The 16,778-nt window shown below is 64.0% G+C and carries 14 protein-coding genes; 6 read left to right on the plus strand and 8 right to left on the minus strand.

Annotated elements, in window-relative coordinates; all coding sequences use genetic code 11:
* The first annotated feature begins 119 nt into the window (after positions 1–119).
* Together ASD67_RS23335 and ASD67_RS10545 are read left to right on the plus strand one after the other, a co-directional pair.
* Entirely contained in the window at positions 120–1,214 is a 1,095-nt protein-coding gene (locus tag ASD67_RS23335; protein ID WP_056346621.1) for a glycosyltransferase family 4 protein, read from the plus strand.
* Positions 1,211–2,161 (plus strand): lysylphosphatidylglycerol synthase domain-containing protein, encoded by a 951-nt coding sequence (locus ASD67_RS10545; protein WP_056346623.1) that lies wholly within the window; start codon positions 1,211–1,213, stop codon positions 2,159–2,161. Before ASD67_RS23335 ends, ASD67_RS10545 begins: the two co-directional genes overlap by 4 nt.
* Positions 2,162–2,170: 9 nt before the next feature.
* Here ASD67_RS10545 and ASD67_RS10550 read toward each other — a convergent pair whose 3' ends face one another.
* The 4 genes from ASD67_RS10550 to ASD67_RS10565 all read right to left on the minus strand — a co-directional run bounded on the left by ASD67_RS10550 (position 2,171) and on the right by ASD67_RS10565 (position 7,492).
* On the minus strand, positions 2,171–3,166 hold the full coding sequence (locus ASD67_RS10550) for a glycosyltransferase family 2 protein (RefSeq protein ID WP_327197011.1): 996 nt from the start codon (positions 3,164–3,166) through the stop codon (positions 2,171–2,173).
* Between the two features lie 139 nt (positions 3,167–3,305).
* Positions 3,306–5,600, minus strand: coding sequence for a phosphoenolpyruvate--protein phosphotransferase (ptsP, locus tag ASD67_RS10555; RefSeq protein ID WP_056346625.1), 2,295 nt, complete (start codon positions 5,598–5,600; stop codon positions 3,306–3,308).
* 69 nt (positions 5,601–5,669) lie between these two features.
* A complete protein-coding gene (locus ASD67_RS10560; RefSeq protein ID WP_156377645.1) occupies positions 5,670–6,455 on the minus strand; it encodes a hypothetical protein in 786 nt (261 codons plus the stop codon).
* Between the two features lie 32 nt (positions 6,456–6,487).
* A complete protein-coding gene (locus ASD67_RS10565; RefSeq protein WP_056346627.1) occupies positions 6,488–7,492 on the minus strand; it encodes an NAD(P)H-dependent flavin oxidoreductase in 1,005 nt (334 codons plus the stop codon).
* Between the two features lie 200 nt (positions 7,493–7,692).
* On the opposite strand from ASD67_RS10565, the gene ASD67_RS22645 reads away from it, so the two are divergent.
* Complete coding sequence (locus ASD67_RS22645; RefSeq protein WP_082544952.1) at positions 7,693–7,863, plus strand: YezD family protein; 171 nt, start codon at positions 7,693–7,695, stop codon at positions 7,861–7,863.
* Positions 7,864–7,970: 107 nt separating this feature from the next.
* On the plus strand, positions 7,971–10,505 hold the full coding sequence (locus ASD67_RS10570) for a TonB-dependent receptor (protein ID WP_056346629.1): 2,535 nt from the start codon (positions 7,971–7,973) through the stop codon (positions 10,503–10,505).
* A 73-nt stretch (positions 10,506–10,578) separates the two neighbouring features.
* Here the strand turns inward: ASD67_RS10570 and ASD67_RS23030 are convergent, their stop codons facing one another.
* Positions 10,579–10,719, minus strand: a complete 141-nt coding sequence (locus ASD67_RS23030) for a hypothetical protein (RefSeq protein WP_156377646.1) — start codon at positions 10,717–10,719, stop codon at positions 10,579–10,581.
* Between the two features lie 364 nt (positions 10,720–11,083).
* Here ASD67_RS23030 and katG point away from each other — a divergent pair, with 364 nt between their 5' ends.
* On the plus strand, positions 11,084–13,276 hold the full coding sequence (katG, locus tag ASD67_RS10575) for a catalase/peroxidase HPI (protein WP_056346633.1): 2,193 nt from the start codon (positions 11,084–11,086) through the stop codon (positions 13,274–13,276).
* A gap of 101 nt (positions 13,277–13,377) precedes the next feature.
* Here the strand turns inward: katG and ASD67_RS10580 are convergent, their stop codons facing one another.
* The 3 genes from ASD67_RS10580 to ASD67_RS10585 form a co-directional block, all read right to left on the minus strand.
* Positions 13,378–13,803, minus strand: a complete 426-nt coding sequence (locus ASD67_RS10580; protein ID WP_056346634.1) for a hypothetical protein — start codon at positions 13,801–13,803, stop codon at positions 13,378–13,380.
* 109 nt (positions 13,804–13,912) lie between these two features.
* Positions 13,913–14,206 carry a hypothetical protein gene (locus ASD67_RS23035; protein ID WP_156377647.1) on the minus strand — a complete coding sequence of 98 codons (294 nt, stop codon included), beginning with the start codon at positions 14,204–14,206 and terminating at the stop codon, positions 13,913–13,915.
* Between the two features lie 244 nt (positions 14,207–14,450).
* Entirely contained in the window at positions 14,451–16,064 is a 1,614-nt protein-coding gene (locus tag ASD67_RS10585; protein ID WP_056346639.1) for a DHA2 family efflux MFS transporter permease subunit, read from the minus strand.
* A 55-nt stretch (positions 16,065–16,119) separates the two neighbouring features.
* Between ASD67_RS10585 and ASD67_RS10590 the strand changes: the two genes are divergently transcribed.
* Positions 16,120–16,713, plus strand: coding sequence for a TetR/AcrR family transcriptional regulator (locus ASD67_RS10590; protein WP_056346640.1), 594 nt, complete (start codon positions 16,120–16,122; stop codon positions 16,711–16,713).
* Positions 16,714–16,778: the final 65 nt, after the last annotated feature.

Here is a 16,778-nt window from a genome sequence, read left to right on the forward strand (position 1 = left end):
CTTCCCTGGATTCTCGGCTTGCCCGCAATCCTTCGCCCGGGGATGAGCGGGCCGTCGGCGTGGTCGGCGGTCGGCGGATCGCTCTCGTCAGTGCCTATTATCCCGCACATGGAGGGGGCATGGAACTCGCCTGCGCCGAACTCGCGGACGCTTTGCGGCGCGCAGGTATGCGTGTCGAGTGGCTTGCGCAAGCAGAGGGCATGGTTCCGGATCAGCCGGGCATCGACCATATACCCTTGGCCGGGACCGACTTCATCTACGCGCTCAGCGGCGTTCCCGCGCCGCTGCCGATGCCATGGACGCTGCCGACGATCGCGCGCGCGGTCCGGCGCGCTGACGTCGTCATCATCGCGGAGGCCAATTTCGCGCTCAGCGTGGTCGCGTTTGTCGTGGCGAAATGGCATCGAAAGCCGATTTTCCTGGTCCAGCACGTGGGCGAACCATCGACGGTGTCGAAAATGGCCCGGGCCGTCATGCGAGCGGGCGAAGCACTGGCAGTGCGCCCGATGGTGCGCACCGCGGAGGCTGTGGTCTACGTCAGCCCCGTCGTCGCGCGGCATTTCGACGGAGTCCGTACGCGCCCTGAGAGCGAGACTATCGGTCATGGTCTCGACCTCGGCCTATTTCGTCCTTCGGCTGGCGCGGACGAACGGGACGCCGATCGCGCGGCTTTGACACCCGGGCAAAATGGCAAGATTGCCGCCGTCGTCGGGCGCCTGACTGAAAGCAAGGGCATTATGGTGGTCGCGGAGATGGCCCGGCGGCGTCCGGACTGGACCTTTGCCATTGCGGGGACCGGCCCGGTCGACCCGGCCCGATGGGAACTGGGCAATGTAAGGATATTGGGGCAACTCGACCGGGCAGAGGTGGCGCGGCTTTACCGAGCGAGCGACACGCTGGTTCTTCCCAGCCCCTCGGAAAGCTTCTCGCTCGTGGTGCGCGAAGCGCTGGCATCGGGCTGTGGCGTCCTTTGCTCCGAACAGATATTGGAAACCGATGCTGGACTTGCACCTTTCATCGTGACCGAAGAGGTCGATTTGCGCGACGTGGCGGGCACGGCTCAGCATTTCGCCGCTGCGCTAGACCGGACGCCGACCGCGTCGGCGGATGAGGCGCGCGCCTATGTTGCGCAGCAATGCTCCCCGGATTTTTTGTTCAGTCGCTATCTGCGACTGATCGAAAGGCTGGCGGGCAATTGCGGACATCGTGCATGACGCGACGCACCCGCTTTATCCTCATCATTTCTTCCATCGCCTTGGCTGGGCTTGCGATGGCGCTGTGGGTGCGGAGCTTCGGTGTGTCGGGCGCCGAGTTTCAGACGCTTTTTGATCATCTCATTCTATGGCCCGTCGTGCCGCTCCTTGCTCTGGTGGTCGGCCATGTCGCCTTGTCGTCGTGGCGCTGGTCGCTGATAGAAGAGGTGCTTTCCGGCGTTCGCCCGCGGTTCGGCCCGGCCTTCGCAACAGGTGCCTTCGCGCAGGGACTGGGAACGTTCCTGCCGTCTCCGCTCGTCAACGTCGCCTGTCGCGGACTCGCAAATCGCCTTAGCGGGACGAGTGGTCTTCGGGGCGCACTGTCGGGTGGCATCGATCAGGTCGCCGATTTCGCGGTGGTGCTGCTGCTGGCGATACCGGCCATCGCGGCGTTCGTTCACCGTGATATCCTGATATATCTATGGGGCTGCGCGTTGATGGTGCCGCTCGGACTGGGCATGATATTCTTGTTGCCGACCGCGATCAGGTGGTTTCGTCCGCCGGCTTTTCTCCGCCGCGTGCATGACGCCGCGTCACGGTTCGACCGAGTGACCCTGTGCAAACTCTATGGCATTTCGCTTGCGCGGTTCATCAGTCTCACGCTGATGAATATCGCCGTTCACGCTGCAATCGGTACCGTGACGATTGCGGCCATTCTTGTAGGTGTGCCACTGGTGGCGTTGGCGACGTCCGTCGCGATGCTCCCTGGCGCCTTTGGCATTTCCGAATGGAGTTTCTCGGTCATTTTCGCGGGTTTCTCGATCGGAGCGGCCGATATTGTCCTGTTCGTGCTCGCCAACCGCATCCTGCTGACCGGTACATCGCTGGCGGTTGCCGCAGCGACGCTGTCGATCAAGGCGTCCGGCTGGCTCGTCGGACCGTCGCGCCGGCAGCGTCCCGATCGCTGAGCGTTTTGTTCAACCCTGGTTTTTCAGACGCGCCTCTATGCCTGGCAGTTCAAGATACCGAAGCAGCTTCGCTTCCTTGCGGCCGCGCGTCACCGTGTCGAGGATCAGGCCGGAGAACAGGCTGAGGAAGCCGAGGATCATCGTCCCCGTTGCAAGGATCGCGGTGGGCAGGCGCGGCACGGTGCCGCTACGCATATATTCCGCGATCACCGGATAACCGAATATCAGCGAGGCCGTCATCATCGCCAGCGCCACGATACCGAACAGGAAGAATGGCCGCTCCTGTTTGAGCAGGGTGACGATCGTCCACAGGATGCGGAAGCCGTCGGACACCGTCTGCAGCTTGCTTTCGGATCCCTCGATGCGATCCTTGAACCGCGTTGGCATCTCGGCGACCGGCATCGCCAGTTGCAGCGCGTGGATCGTCAGTTCGGTCTCGATCTCGAAACCCTGCGACATCAGGGGAAAGGACTTCACGAACCGCCGCGAAAAAATGCGGTAACCGCTGAGCATATCGCTGAAGCCGCCGCCGAACATGGTGCGGACGAGCGAGGTCAGCATCCAGTTGCCGAAGCGGTGCGCCGGACGATAGGCCGTGCCGCTGGTATCGACACGGGTGCCGACGACCATGTCGAGCCCATTGTCGACCAGTTCGGCGACAAGCGACGACACCGCCGACGCGTCATAGGTCTCGTCGGCGTCGCACATGATATAGATGTCGGCGTCGATGTCCGCGAACATGCGACGGACGACAAAGCCCTTTCCCTGGCGCTTTTCCGAGCGGACGACCGCCCCGGCGCTCTGCGCCACCGCGACGGAATCGTCGCGGCTGTTGTTGTCATAGACGTAGATGGTCGCATCGGGCAGCGCGGCGCGGAATCTCTCGATCACCGTTCGCAGCACCAGTCCCTCATTGTAACAGGGAAGCAGTACTGCGACCCGTATCGCCTCGTCGTTCCCGGGAACGTCGTTCGCCGCATCGAACTGGCCCACGCGCATGAACATATGCCGGAAAATCCCTGTCTAGCCCCACCGAATTCCTTTCCGGGAGCTAGACACAATTGGTTAACAAGCCCTTAGAAGAAAGCCGGAAGGTTGGATTTTTGGCGCCGTGGCGGGCGGGCGCGCCGCCGCCTCGCGGATGTCAGTCGCCGAGGTCGACCTGATGCGCCTTGGCCCAATCGGCATATTGGGCGCGGGGCGTCGATGTCGGCTGGGCGAGGATCGCAGGGATGTCGCGCCGCAATGCGGCAAGGTCGAGCGAGCGGATCATCGCCTTGACCGGCCCCACGCCAGCCGGGGTGATCGACAGCCGCTCGATGCCGATGCCGAGCAGCGCCATTGCTTCAAGCGGGCGTCCGCCCATTTCGCCGCACACGCCCAGCGTGACCTTCGATCCCGCAACGGTCTTCACGACGCGTGACAGGAAGCGCATCACCGTTGGCGACAGCCAGTCGTACCGCTCGGCGAGGCGCGGGTGGGCACGGTCGGCGGCGAACAGGAACTGGGTGAGGTCGTTGGTGCCGATCGACAGGAAGTCGAGGTGCGGCAGCATGAGGTCCAGTGTTTCCGCCAGTCCCGGCACTTCGAGCATCGCGCCATAACGGATCGCGACGGGCAATTTCTTGTTGTGGCTGGCGAGCCATGCGCGCTGGCCGACGAACAGCGCCCGCGCCGCTTCATATTCCCATGGCTCGGACACCATCGGGAACATGACGTTGAGCGTCCGCCCCGCCGCCGCTTCCATTAGCGCGCGCGCCTGAACCTTGAGCAGGCCTTCGCGTTCAAGCGCGAGGCGCAGCGCGCGCCAGCCCATCGCCGGATTTTCTTCGAGCACCGTGTCGGTGTTCATATAGGGCAGCGCCTTGTCGCCGCCGATGTCGACGGTGCGAAAGATCACCGGCCGGTCGCCCGCCGCGTCGAGCACGTCGCGATAGAGGCGCTGCTGACGCTCGCGTTGCGGCATCGTCGCCGACACCAGGAACTGGAACTCGGTGCGGAACAGCCCGATACCGCGCGCCCCGGTCAGATCGAGCGCCGCAATATCCTCGCGTAGCCCCGCGTTGATCATCAGTTCGATCGACACGCCGTCCTTGGTCACCGCCGGCAGGTCGCGCAGCGCCGCAAGATTGGCGCGGCGCTTCTGCGAAACCTCCAGCTTGGCGTCGAAAGCGTCGTCTGTCGACGGGCTGGGACGGACGTGCACCGTCCCATCGGCCGCGTCGAGCAACAGCATGTCGCCGTCGCGGATGACGGTGCGGACATCGCGCACGCGCCCAATGACCGGCACCCCCATCGCGCGCGCGACGATAATGACATGCGCTGTCAGCGACCCTTCCTCGAGCACCACGCCCTTCAGACGGCGGCGATCATATTCGAGCAGTTCGGCAGGGCCGAGGTTGCGCGCGATCAGGATCGAATCCTGCCGCAACCCCATCTGCGCCGCCGTGCCGAGCTGGCCCGAAACGATCCGTATCAGCCGATTGGAGAGGTCCTCCAGGTCGTGCATCCGGTCGCGCAGCAGCGGATCGTCGATCTGGCGCATCCGCATGCGGGTGCGTTGCTGGACGCGCTCGATCGCCGCCTCGGCGGTCAGGCCGCTGTCGATCGCTTCGTTGATCCGCCGCGACCAGCCCTCGTCATAGGCGAACATCTTGTACATCTCGAGCACTTCGTCATGCTCGCCGCCGACGCCGAATTCGGCCTGGCTCGCCATGCGGTCGATCTGTTCGCGCATCTTGTCGAAGGCCGCGTAAACTCTGTGACGTTCGGCTTCGGTATCCTCGGCGACGGTATGCTCGATGACGACGCGCGGCTGGTGGAACACCGCGACGCCGCGGCCCATGCCATCGACGAGTTTCTGGCCGGTCAGCCGCTGGCTCGACTGGTCGGCCTCGGCAGCGTCGATCCGTGCGGTGGTGTCGACCAGGTCAGCGTTGGCGATCAGTTCGGACAGCACCATCGCGACGGTCTGCAGCGTCTCGATCTCGATATCGTCATAGCGGCGCGGGTCGCTGTGCTGGACGCAGAGGACACCGACCGCACGCTCGCGGCGGATGATCGGCACCCCGGCAAAGCTATGGAACAATTCTTCGCCGGTTTCGGGGCGATAGGAGAAGTCGGGATGCGCCGCCGCTTCGTCGAGGTTGAGCGTCTCGATCTGTTCGGCGATCGTGCCGACCAGACCTTCGCCAAGACCGAGGCGCGTGACATGCACCGCCTCCTGCTTCAACCCGCGCGTCGCATAAAGTTCGAGCGCACCCTCGCGCAGCAGATAAATCGAGCAGACCTCGCTATCAAGGCATTCGCCGATGATACCGACGACCTGGTTGAGCTTGCCCTGCGCGTGGGTGCGCGCGGCCATCACCTCGTGCAGCCGCGTCAGGATCGTGCGCGCCGACTGGGCGGCGGTCGAGGGCGGGGGCGGGGCGTTTGTCATGTCCCGACGGTGCTAACAGATGCCGTGCCCCGACGCCAAGGGCGTGCGTGAATATTTACTGTTCGCCGCCTAGTTGCCCGGATTGGTCCCGGGCGTCCTGGGCGTCGTCGGACTATAAGCGGCGCCCGGCGCGGTCGTCGTCGTCGGGCCATAGATCACGCTCGGGTTTGTCGTCAGCGGGGCAGGTGCGCTCATGATCGGCGGCGGGGGCGCATATTTGGCGTCCCATTCCATGACGTCGAGCTGGTATTTCGCATAGGCTTCATAGAAATCGACGAAGGGCTGGTCGAGCCGCGCAAGATGGGCTGGTGCCTGCGCGACGACGTCGGCGGGGGGCGTCGTCGACACGATCTGCGCGACCTCGTTGGCGCGCGCGCAGAAGGCGCGCTGGGCAGGCGGCTGCGCGAAATAGTTGAACAACTGGGTCGACAGGCGATCACGCTCCTTGATGCCGTTCGTTTTGTTCGCCTTGCCGAGTTCGGTGATGACGGTCTTTTCAGTCGCCTTGATCGCTTTGCCATGCGACTTGATGATATTGTTGTAGGCTGAAACCAGAGTGGCTTCCTCCAGCCCGCGGCAGCCGATCGCGGCGACGTTCAGCGCGATCTTCATCTGCCAGAAGGCGCGGTCGCCGGTGACGTTGCTGTTCGCGGTCACGAAGCGTCCGTCGATCGCGCGACCGGGCAGGATCTGGGTCAGCGAGGCATTGCCGGGCGGCAGCGGACGCGGCGGTACGATGATCACGACCGGCGGCGGAGGGGGCGGGGGAGGCGGCGGCGGCGGCGGCGGCGGCTTGGTGCAGCCCGCGATGCTCGCAAGCAGTCCGACGACGATAATCTTCCGCAACAAAGTCATGCTCCACTCCCCAGCCGCCAAATCATGCGGCATCAACCCCGGGCCTGCAAGGCGGCTTCGGCCTGCTGCACCAGCGACGCGATGATTTCCCCCACGGTCTCTTCGACGGTTACCATACCGACAGATTGCCCTGCCATTAACGAACCGTTTTCGACGTCGCCGTCGATCACCGCGCGGCGCAGCGCGCCAGCCCAATAATGTTCGATCTGCAGTTGTGCCTCCAGCATGTCGACGCTGCCGCCGTCGAGCAGATTGGCGACTTCGCGCTGCTTGGCAGTGAATTCCTCGGTGCCAGCATTTTTCAGCGCACGCACCGGGATGACAGGCAAGCGCGGATCGATCTGGACGCTGGCGACGGCGTCACGCGCCGAAGCGCGGATGAAGGCCTTTTTGAAATTGGGGTGCGCGATGCTTTCGGTCGCGCAGACGAAGCGAGTGCCGAGTTGGACGCCCGAAGCGCCCATCTCCAGATAGCCCGCGATCGCCTCGCCGCGGCCGATGCCGCCGGCGACGAAGATCGGCACCTCGTCCGCGAGCGCGGGCAGGATTTCCTGCGCCAGCACGCTCGTCGACACGGGGCCGATATGTCCACCGGCTTCCATGCCCTCGATCACCAGCGCGTCCACGCCGGAACGGACCAGCTTCTTGCCCATCGCCAGCGTCGGCGCAAAGCAGATCACCTTCGCGCCGGATGCCTTGATCGCCTCGAGGCTGCCCTTGGGCGGCAGGCCGCCGGCGAGCACGACATGGCCGACGCGATGCTTCGCGCAAATGTCGATCAGGTCGAACAATTGCGGGTGCATGGTGATCAGGTTGACGCCGAAAGGCTTGGTCGCGAGCGCCTTGGTCGCCGCGATCTCGGTATCGAGCAATTCGGGCGTCATGGCACCACAGGCGATCACGCCGAAACCGCCGGCGTTGCTGATCGCGCTGACCAGGTTTCGCTCCGAAACCCAGCTCATCGCACCGCACAAAATCGCGTATTCGCTGCCCAGAAGCGCGGTTCCGCGCGCCATCAGATCGTTAATTTTTGTCATCGCACACGCCTTTGCCAGCACTGGGAGTCGCGCGCAATCCCTAGCGTCCCGCGCGTGCAAAACGCGCCGATCGGCAAAATTTCGCTTGGGCGTGCGAACCGGGCCTTTCGCCGCAGAAAGCAAATCAATCATTGTCAACTAAATCGATTGGCATATGCTTGTGGACGAATCGACAGGGTGTCGCAGGGAAAGGGAAACAAATGTCCGCTTCAGCAGAAAAGGCTCCGGTCCAGCGCGAGGCTGTGTCGCGTTCCGTCCAGACGGTGCTCGACGCGCTTGAAAAGCTGCGCTTCGGTGCGATCCAACTTACCGTGCATGAAGGCAAGCTGGTGCAGGTCGATATCACCGAGCGCCATCGCTACCCGAACTGATCCATCTCCCAAGGGGGCTAGCCTTTGCCCCATCCTTAAAATGCCGCAGACCGGACCGCCGGATGTGGCAATTTTTCGTGCAACTTCAAAGCAACAGGAAAATTGTCATGACCGCGAAATATCCGTCCGTGCGCGGCCGCTTGTCGGCGAGTGCCATCACCCTATCCTTCGTGCTCGCCTTCGCGGCGCAGCCGGCCGTTGCGGCGGAGGGCGCCGCGACTGCCGATGAGGAAGCCGCCACTTCGGCCACCGCAACCAACACAGCGCAGGACGGCGATGATGTCAGCCGTGGCGATATCATCATCGTGACCGCCCGCCGTCGCCAGGAAACGGCGCAGGAAGTGCCCGTCGCCATCTCGGTGATCCGCGGCGATTCGATCGAGGCAACCGGCAATTTCAACGTCGTGAAGCTTCAGCAGCTTGCGCCGACGCTGCAGGTCTATACCTCGAACCCGCGCAATACCTCGGTGAATATCCGCGGACTTGGTGTCCCCTTCGGGCTGACCAGCGACGGTTTCGAACAGGGCGTCGGCATCTATGTCGACGACGTCTATAATTCGCGCGTCGCTGCGGCGACCTTCGACTTCCTCGACGTCGATCAGGTCGAAGTTTTGCGCGGGCCGCAAGGATCGCTTTACGGCAAGAACACGACGGCTGGCGCGATCAACATCACGACCAACCAGCCGACCTTCGATTTCGAGGGCCGCGCCGAAGTGACCGTCGGCAATCTCAATTTACGCCAGGCCAAGGCGGCGGTCTCCGGTCCGCTGTCGGACAAGATCGCGGCGCGTATCGCGATCGCCACCACCAGCCGGCGCGGCACTTTGTTCAACACCCGGACCGATCGCTGGATCAACGAGCAGGACAATCTGGGCCTTCGCGGCCAGCTTCTGTTCCAGCCGAACGAGGATCTCAGCATCACGCTGGCCGGTGACTACAGCAAGCAGGATCCGGAGTGCTGCGGCACCGCCTTCGTCCGCGTCGGGACGACGCAGCGGGCGCTCACTCGCCAATATGACGCGATCATCGCGCGGCTTCAGGCCGCCAACCCAAACTACAATTACATCGTGCCGAGCCGCAACGTCTATGATCGCCTGACCGACATCGATGCCAGCCTCAACGCCGGCAACAAGATCGGGGGCGCTTCGTTGCGCGTGAAGTGGGATGTAGGTCCCGGCACCTTCACCTCGATCACCGCCTGGCGCTTCTGGGACTGGCTGCCCGAGAACGACCGCGACTTTACCGGCGCTTCGGTCGTCGCGAGGTCGCAGAACCCGTCGCAGCAAGATCAGTATAGCCAGGAATTCCGCTATAATTACGAAGGCGACAAGATCGACTTCGTCGCCGGCCTGTTCGGTTTCAGACAGCGGATCGATACCCAGGGTACCGAGCAGCAAGGGATCGACGCCACGCGCTACAGCCTGGCGCCGTCCACCGATCCGACCAATGTCTATAATCGCCCCGAGGTCCTCAACGGCCTGACCGCCTCCAATACCCAATTTCTGAAGGCCGACAGCGCGGCATTCTATGGGCAGCTCAGCTATAAACTGACGCCGGAACTGACCATCCAGCCGGGCATTCGCGTCAATTACGACAAGAAAGAGGGCTTTTATCAGCGCGTCGTGACCACGGGCGCGGGGCAGGTGATCACCAGTTGCGCCCCGACGGCGACCGCCGGCAATGCCGTGCTGACAGCGCAGTGCGGCGTCTATCAGCCGCAGCTTACCGCGCCGTCGGTGAGCGACTGGAACTTCAGCTACGACCTGAACGTGAATTACAAGGTCGCGCCGGACGTGCTGGCCTATGCGACCTATGCCAAGAGCTTCAAGACGGTCGGCATCAACCAGAACGGCCTGCCGCTCGATACGAACAATCAGCCCGTCCTCAGCGCCAGCACGGTGAAGCCCGAATCGGTCAACCATTTCGAAGTCGGCCTCAAGACCCAGTTCTTTAACCGCCTTGCCACCTTCAACCTCACCGCCTTCCGCACGGAGATTAAGAATTTCCAGGCGACGGTGAACGGCGGCCAGTTCGGCACGGTGCGCGGCTATCTGGCCAATGCGGAGAAGGTGGTTTCGCAGGGGCTTGAAGCGGATTTCAAGATCCGCGCCAGCGACCGCTTCACGGCCTATGCCAACGGCGCCTATACCGACGCCAAATATCAGAAATTCACCAGCGCGCCGTGCCCGCCCGAACTGTCCGGCGGCACGACCGCCGGTGTCGGGGTGACGCCGGGCGCGGCGGGTGTTCCCGGTGCGCTCAGTCCGCGCCAGTGCGATATCTCGGGCCAGCGCCTGCCGGGCGTGTCGAAATATGCCTTCTCCTTCGGCGCCGAAGCCAATGCTCCGGTCACGCTGCTGGCGAAGGAAGGCCAGGTCTATTTCGGCATCGATGGCAATTACCGTTCGCATTGGAATTCGAACGCGTCGCCGTCGATCTACACCAACGTCAAAGGCTATGCGCTGACCAACTTCCGCGCCGGCTTTCGCGGCGACGGCATCGACGTCTTCGCCTGGGTCCGTAACGCCTTCGACGTGAACTATGTCGATCTGTTGCAGGTCGCACCCGGCAACACCGGCCTGATCGCCGGCACCGCGGGCGATCCCAGGACCTGGGGCGGGACGATCAAGGTCAGTTTCTGATCCCCACCGCTTTCGGACAAAGGAAAAGGGGCCGCTCCTGCCGGAGCGGCCCCTTTCTCATGCAGCCTGCCTGTCAGCGCTGCTGCTGGTTGTCGCGGTCCTGGTCGGGCCGCTGACCGTCCTGCTGGCGATCCTGGCCGCCCTGCTGTTGCTGCTGCTTGCGACGTTGTTCCTCGTCGCGCTGCTGCTGCTCGTTGGGGTTTTGGTTAGCCACTTGCTCTCTCCTATTTGCCGCGCCGGGGGTGGGCGTGACCCTCGATCAACCCTCGGGCCGTCCCGCTGTTGCATCCGCCGCGCCGCCTTTCGCCGGGGCGTGGCGGCGGCGCGACCAACGTCATTTCCTTGCCGCAACCCGCGACGCTGTGATCGGTTCGTTCAATGACTGAATTCAGCTTATTCGGTTATGTCGATGGAGGGGTGCCGCCTATCCTTTCCATCCCAAGGCGAAAGGATGACCCCATCGACTCGCGGCCAGCCCCTGTCGAAGCCTGTCCAGCGACCCTTGCGCCTGCGCGTCATGCGCCGGTCATCGCCCGCCGCCACGATCAGCAAACAAAAAACCCCAAAGGAGAGACTGCATGAACGACCAGACCCCCATCGGCAGCGGTTGCCCGGTTCACCAGCCCGGCGGCGTTCGCGCGCTGCTCGGCCGCACCAACAAGGATTGGTGGCCGGATATGCTGGCGACCGAGATCCTTACCCCCAACGGCTCGTCGAACCCGCTTGGCGACGATTTCGACTATTCGAAGGCGTTCGCGTTGCTCGACTATCGGGCACTGAAGAATGACCTGACCGCGCTGATGACCGACAGCCAGCCCTGGTGGCCGGCGGACTATGGCCATTACGGTCCCTTCTTCATTCGCATGGCCTGGCACGCCGCGGGCACCTACCGCACCGCCGACGGGCGCGGCGGCGCCAACAGCGGGCAACAGCGTTTCGCGCCGCTCGACAGCTGGCCCGACAACGGCAATCTCGACAAGGCACGGCGCCTGTTGTGGCCGATCAAGCAGAAGTACGGCAACAAGATCAGCTGGGCCGACTTGTTCATCCTGACCGGCAATGTCGCGATCGAAAGCATGGGCGGCCCGGTCTTCGGTTTCGGCGGCGGCCGTGCCGATGTGTTCGAGCCCGAGCGCGACATTTATTGGGGTTCGGAGGACAAATGGGTCAATGAAGGTGTGCAGACGCGCATCGACCCCGACAAGGGCCTGGAAGCGATCGAAGGGCCGCTCGCCGCGATCCAGATGGGCCTGATCTACGTCAATCCCGAAGGTCCGGGCGGCAACCCCGATCCGCTGCTGTCGGCGCGCGACATCAAGGAAACCTTCGAGCGCATGGCGATGGACCATGAGGAAACCGTCGCACTGACCGCGGGCGGCCACACGTTCGGCAAGGCGCATGGCAATGGCGATGCCTCGCTGCTTGGCGCGGCGCCCTCGGGCGGCGATCTGGCGGCGCAAGGCTTCGGCTGGGTCAGCAGCCACGAAAGCGGCGGCATCGGCGAGCATGCGGTGACCAGCGGCATCGAAGGCGCGTGGGTGAATACCCCGACCGAGTGGTCGGAGAATTATTTCCGCCTGCTGCTCGACTATGATTATGAGCTGGTCCACTCGCCCGCCGGTGCGCAGCAGTGGCAGCCGGTGAACCAGAAGGAAGAGGACAAGGCCCCCGCCGCCTGGGACCCGAACATCAAGGTGCCGACGATGATGACCACCGCCGACATGGCGCTGAAGGTCGACCCCGAGTTCCGCGTGATCAGCGAGAAATTCCGTAACGACCATGACGCGTTCAAGGACGCCTTCGCTCGTGCATGGTTCAAGCTGACCCACCGCGACATGGGGCCCAAGGTCCGCTACCTCGGCCCCGAAGTGCCCGCCGAAGACCTGATCTGGCAGGATCCGATCCCTGCCGGCGCTGCACCCTCCGACGCCGACGTCAAGGCGGTGAAGGACAAGATCGCCGCCAGCGGCCTGACCGTCAGCGAACTGGTCAAGGCGGCGTGGGCCTCGGCGAGCACCTATCGCAAGTCGGACTTCCGCGGCGGCGCCAATGGCGCGCGCGTGCGGCTGGCGCCGCAAAAGGACTGGGAGGTCAATGAACCGGCGATCCTCGGCAAGGTGCTGGGCACGCTCGACGGCCTGCGCGGCAATCTGTCGCTGGCCGACACGATCGTGCTGGGCGGCGTGGTCGGCCTGGAAAAGGCGATCAAGGATGCGGGCTTCGGCGTGACGGTGCCCTTCACGGGCGGTCGCGGCGATGCGAGCGCCGAACAGACCGACGCCGACAGCTTCGCGGTGATGGAGCCCGAGGCCGACGCCTTCCGCAACTATCTCGGCAAGAAGAAGCTGGCGGTGAAGACCGAGGAAATGATGCTCGACCGGGCGTCCTTGCTGGGTCTGTCGGTTCCCGAAATGACCGTGCTGGTCGGTGGCCTGCGCGTCCTCGGCGCCAATCACGGCGATCGCGGTCATGGCCATTTCACCAAGCGTTCGGGCCAGTTGACCAACGACTATTTCGTCAACCTGCTCGACATGACCAATGTGTGGAAGGCCGTCGATGGATCGGGCGACGAGGAATATGTCGCGACCGACCGCAAGAGCGGTGGCGAAACCTGGCGCGCCACCCGCGCCGACCTGGTGTTCGGTTCCAACTCCGAACTGCGCGCGGTTGCCGAAGTCTATGCCGAGACCGGCCATGAGGAGAAGTTCGTGAAGGACTTCGTCAAGGCCTGGACCAAGGTGATGAACGCCGACCGTTTCGACCTTGCCTGATCGGTAATAGCGACGGGTCGCAGGAACCCGCCCCCGGGGATATCGACCCGGGGGCGGGTTTTCTTTTGGCTTAAAGCGACAAAGGATACGCATGTACGCGTTCAAAATGTCTCCTTTGTCGCTTTAGCGAAGCCTTCGTCACGCAGTACGGCGTGGACGACCGCCATGTCGGGACCGCCGCTGACGTCGATGGCTCCGCCCTTGAGGACGCGGACCGTCGTGACTCCGTTGAGCGCGCGGTCCATCGCGATGCTGAACTGGTGCGTGCGGCCCATCACGATGGCGCGGTCCCACGCGACGGCGAAGCTTGCCGCCTCCGCCCGTTCGCGGAGGCGATAGGCGGACGCCCGGCCCATGCCGACGGCGCGTGCCGCCTTGCCCACCGAACCCATCGCTTCGAGCGCGCGGATGAAATTGGCCTGGGTTTCGGGCGTCCAGCCGTCGGCGCGATGGCGCTGCGCGGGGACGGCTGCGAAGGCGAGGCAGGTGCCGGCGAGGAGCGCGGCGGGTGAGTCGGTCTGTTCCATCTGCCAGTTTGGAACATAGTGGGATATTTTAGGAAAGAAGTTTTTTGGGTGGGGGACTGGAGGACTGGTTTGGGGTGGTTAGCTGCCGTTATACCTCGCGCAGCGCAGGTCAGCCGCTGATGGCATCGAACATGTCGATCACACTTAGAAGACCTTTCCGCTCGTCGTCGAGGAGATCGTCATATTTCAACGCATCATGACACTTTTCTACTAGTATTCTGTCTAGGTGTCTGGCTCGGAAATGCATGAAAGCAAAATGGGCACGCCACTGAAGGAATTCAGAATAACCTCTGGTTTCGTCCACATTTTTGCGCTTGTAAACGGGCCATAGAGCAGCAAAAGCTGAGTTGGATACCGCCATCGTCGCCGCGACCGAGTTAGGGACAAGTTCTTCGGTGCTCACAGGCGCACTCCTTCGGACACGGCCCCGCTTGGGCACTAGCCTACGTCGGCACGGCAAGGTCTGCAACCGGTCGGTACCGGCCATTTCATTCCTCCCTGTCGCGAAGCGATGGGGAGGTGGCAGCGCGAAGCGCTGACGGAGGGGCGATGACACTGACTTTGCTGGCCCCTCCACCATCCGCTTCGCGGACGGTGCCCCTCCCCATCGCTTCGTGACGGGGAGGATTTTATGGTCGCTCCACACTCTAATGCGCGTCGGTCGGTTTCGGGCCGCCGATCGGCGGGGGTTTGCAGAAGGGGACCATGACCAGCGCGGCGAGGAAGATATAGGACATCAGGCGGAAGACATCGTCGAACGCCAGCGTCAGCGCGTGGCGGCCGACGAGCCGGGCCATTGTCGCGTCGGCCATCAGCGCGGCCTGCTGCGGGTCCGACACCCAGGTCCCGATATAGTGGGTCAATTGCGCGGCCGCTTGCTGCGCGCCCTGCGCCGACTGGCCGAGCGCTTCCGAAATGCGCAGCGCGTGGAGGCGCGCATTGTCGCCGAGCCAGGTGTTGACCAGCGCGATGCCGATGGCGCCGCCGAGATTGCGCATCAGGTTGAACAGCCCCGAGGCATAGCGCAGTTCGGCGCCCTCGAAATTGCCGAGCGCGAGGCCGACCGAGGGGACGATGCACAGCATGATCGCGAAGCTGCGCACGACCTGCGGCCAGAACAGCGCGGCGAAACCCCAGTCGGGGGTCATGAAGCTGAACATCCATAGCCCGAGCGCGAACAGGCTGAGTCCGAAGGTGATGATGATGCGCGGGTCGACGCGCTGCGACAGTGCGGCGGCGATCGGTACGCCGAGCAATTGCGCCAGCCCTGAGACGAACACCGTCGTTCCGATTTCGGCGGCATTATAGCCGCGCACCCGGCCGAGGAAGATCGGGACGAGATAGGTGCCGGCATAGAGGCCGAAGCCGATCACGAGGTTAAAGACGCAGGCAAAGGCGAAAGTCGGCTTGCGGAAGGGCGTGAGTTTGACGATCGGTCCATCGGAGCGGAAGGAGCGTTCGAGGAACAGCGCGAAGGCGACGAGCGACAGCCAGGCGGCGATCGCGATCGACGGCTCGCTGAACCAGTCGTGCTTCGGCCCTTCCTCGAGCACATATTCGAGGCCGGCTAGGAAAACCGCCATCGACCCCAGATGCACCCAGTCGATCCGGCGCAGCATCGACCAATCCGCCTTGTCGACGCGTACCAGCGCGAGGATCGCGATCGTGACCGCGATCCCCGGCGCGACATTGATGAAGAACACCCAGCGCCATCCCAGCGCGTCGGTGATCCAGCCGCCGACCGTCGGGCCGAGCGTGGGCGCGAGCACCGACACCATGCCGAGGATCGCGGGGATCATCGCGCGCTGCTTGCCCTCGAACAGCATATAGCCGGTGGCGAACACCGTCGGCACCATCGCGCCGCCGACAAAGCCCTGGATCGCGCGGAACAGGATCATCGATTCGATGTTCCAGGCGAGCCCGCACGCCATGCTGGCGACGGTGAAAAGCCCCGCCGACGCCGCGAACAGCCAGCGCGTCGACATCGCCTGCGCGAGGAAGGCGGCGAAAGGGATCATCACCAGTTCGGCCATCAGATAGGCGGTCTGCACCCAGCTGATCTCGTCGGGGCCGGCGCTGAGGCCCGCCTGAACCTCGTTCAATGAGGCGGCGACGATCTGGATGTCGATCAGCGCCATGAACTGGCCGAACGCCATCACCGCGAAGATCAGATATTTGCGCGAATTGGGCATCGCCGCCGAGTTGAACGGCGTGTCGGCGGGAGCGGGGCCTGACCCGGCGGAGAGGGGAATCGATGCCATCGGGCTTGTGTCCTGCTGTCTTTATATTATATGCATCATATAAAGGAGATCGCAAGTGCGCTATTCGAGTGGGCATCGCGCCGAAACGCGCGAACGGGTGTTGAAGGAAGCGGCGAAGGAAATTCGCGCCAAGGGTCCGGACAATGTCGCGGTCGCGGGCATCATGGCGCGAGCGGGGCTGACCCACGGCGGCTTTTATGCCCATTTCCCATCGAAGGACGCGCTGGTCGGCGAGGCGATCGGGACGATGTTCGCCGATGCGCGGGCGCGGACCGAGCGAATCGATGCCGTCGGCGATCCGAAAGCCGTGTTGCGCGCCTATGTCGATTTCTACCTCTCGCCCGCGCATCGCGACAGTCGCGACCGAGGGTGTCCACTGCCGACGTTGTCGGGCGATTTCGCGCGGTCCGAATCCGCGACGCGCGACCGGTTCGGCGCCGGTGTGGTCGGCATAGCTTCGCGGCTTGCCGTGCCGCTGGCGACGCTCGGTTGCACCGATGCCGAGGCGGAATCGCATGCGCTGCTCGCGCAGCTTGTCGGCGGGGTCGCGCTGGCGCGCGCGGTCGGCGATCCCGCGCTCTCCGACGCGCTGCTCGCCGACACCCATGCCAGCATCGTCGCGCGCTATGGACTGGAGGCCGCGCCATGACGCTTGCCAAGGTCCAGGAGCTGATCGCCAGCGGCGGCCGCCCGCCGATCGGGCATACGCTGGGG

Source organism: Sphingopyxis sp. Root1497 (assembly GCF_001427085.1).
In the GTDB taxonomy this organism is placed as follows: Bacteria; Pseudomonadota; Alphaproteobacteria; order Sphingomonadales; family Sphingomonadaceae; genus Sphingopyxis.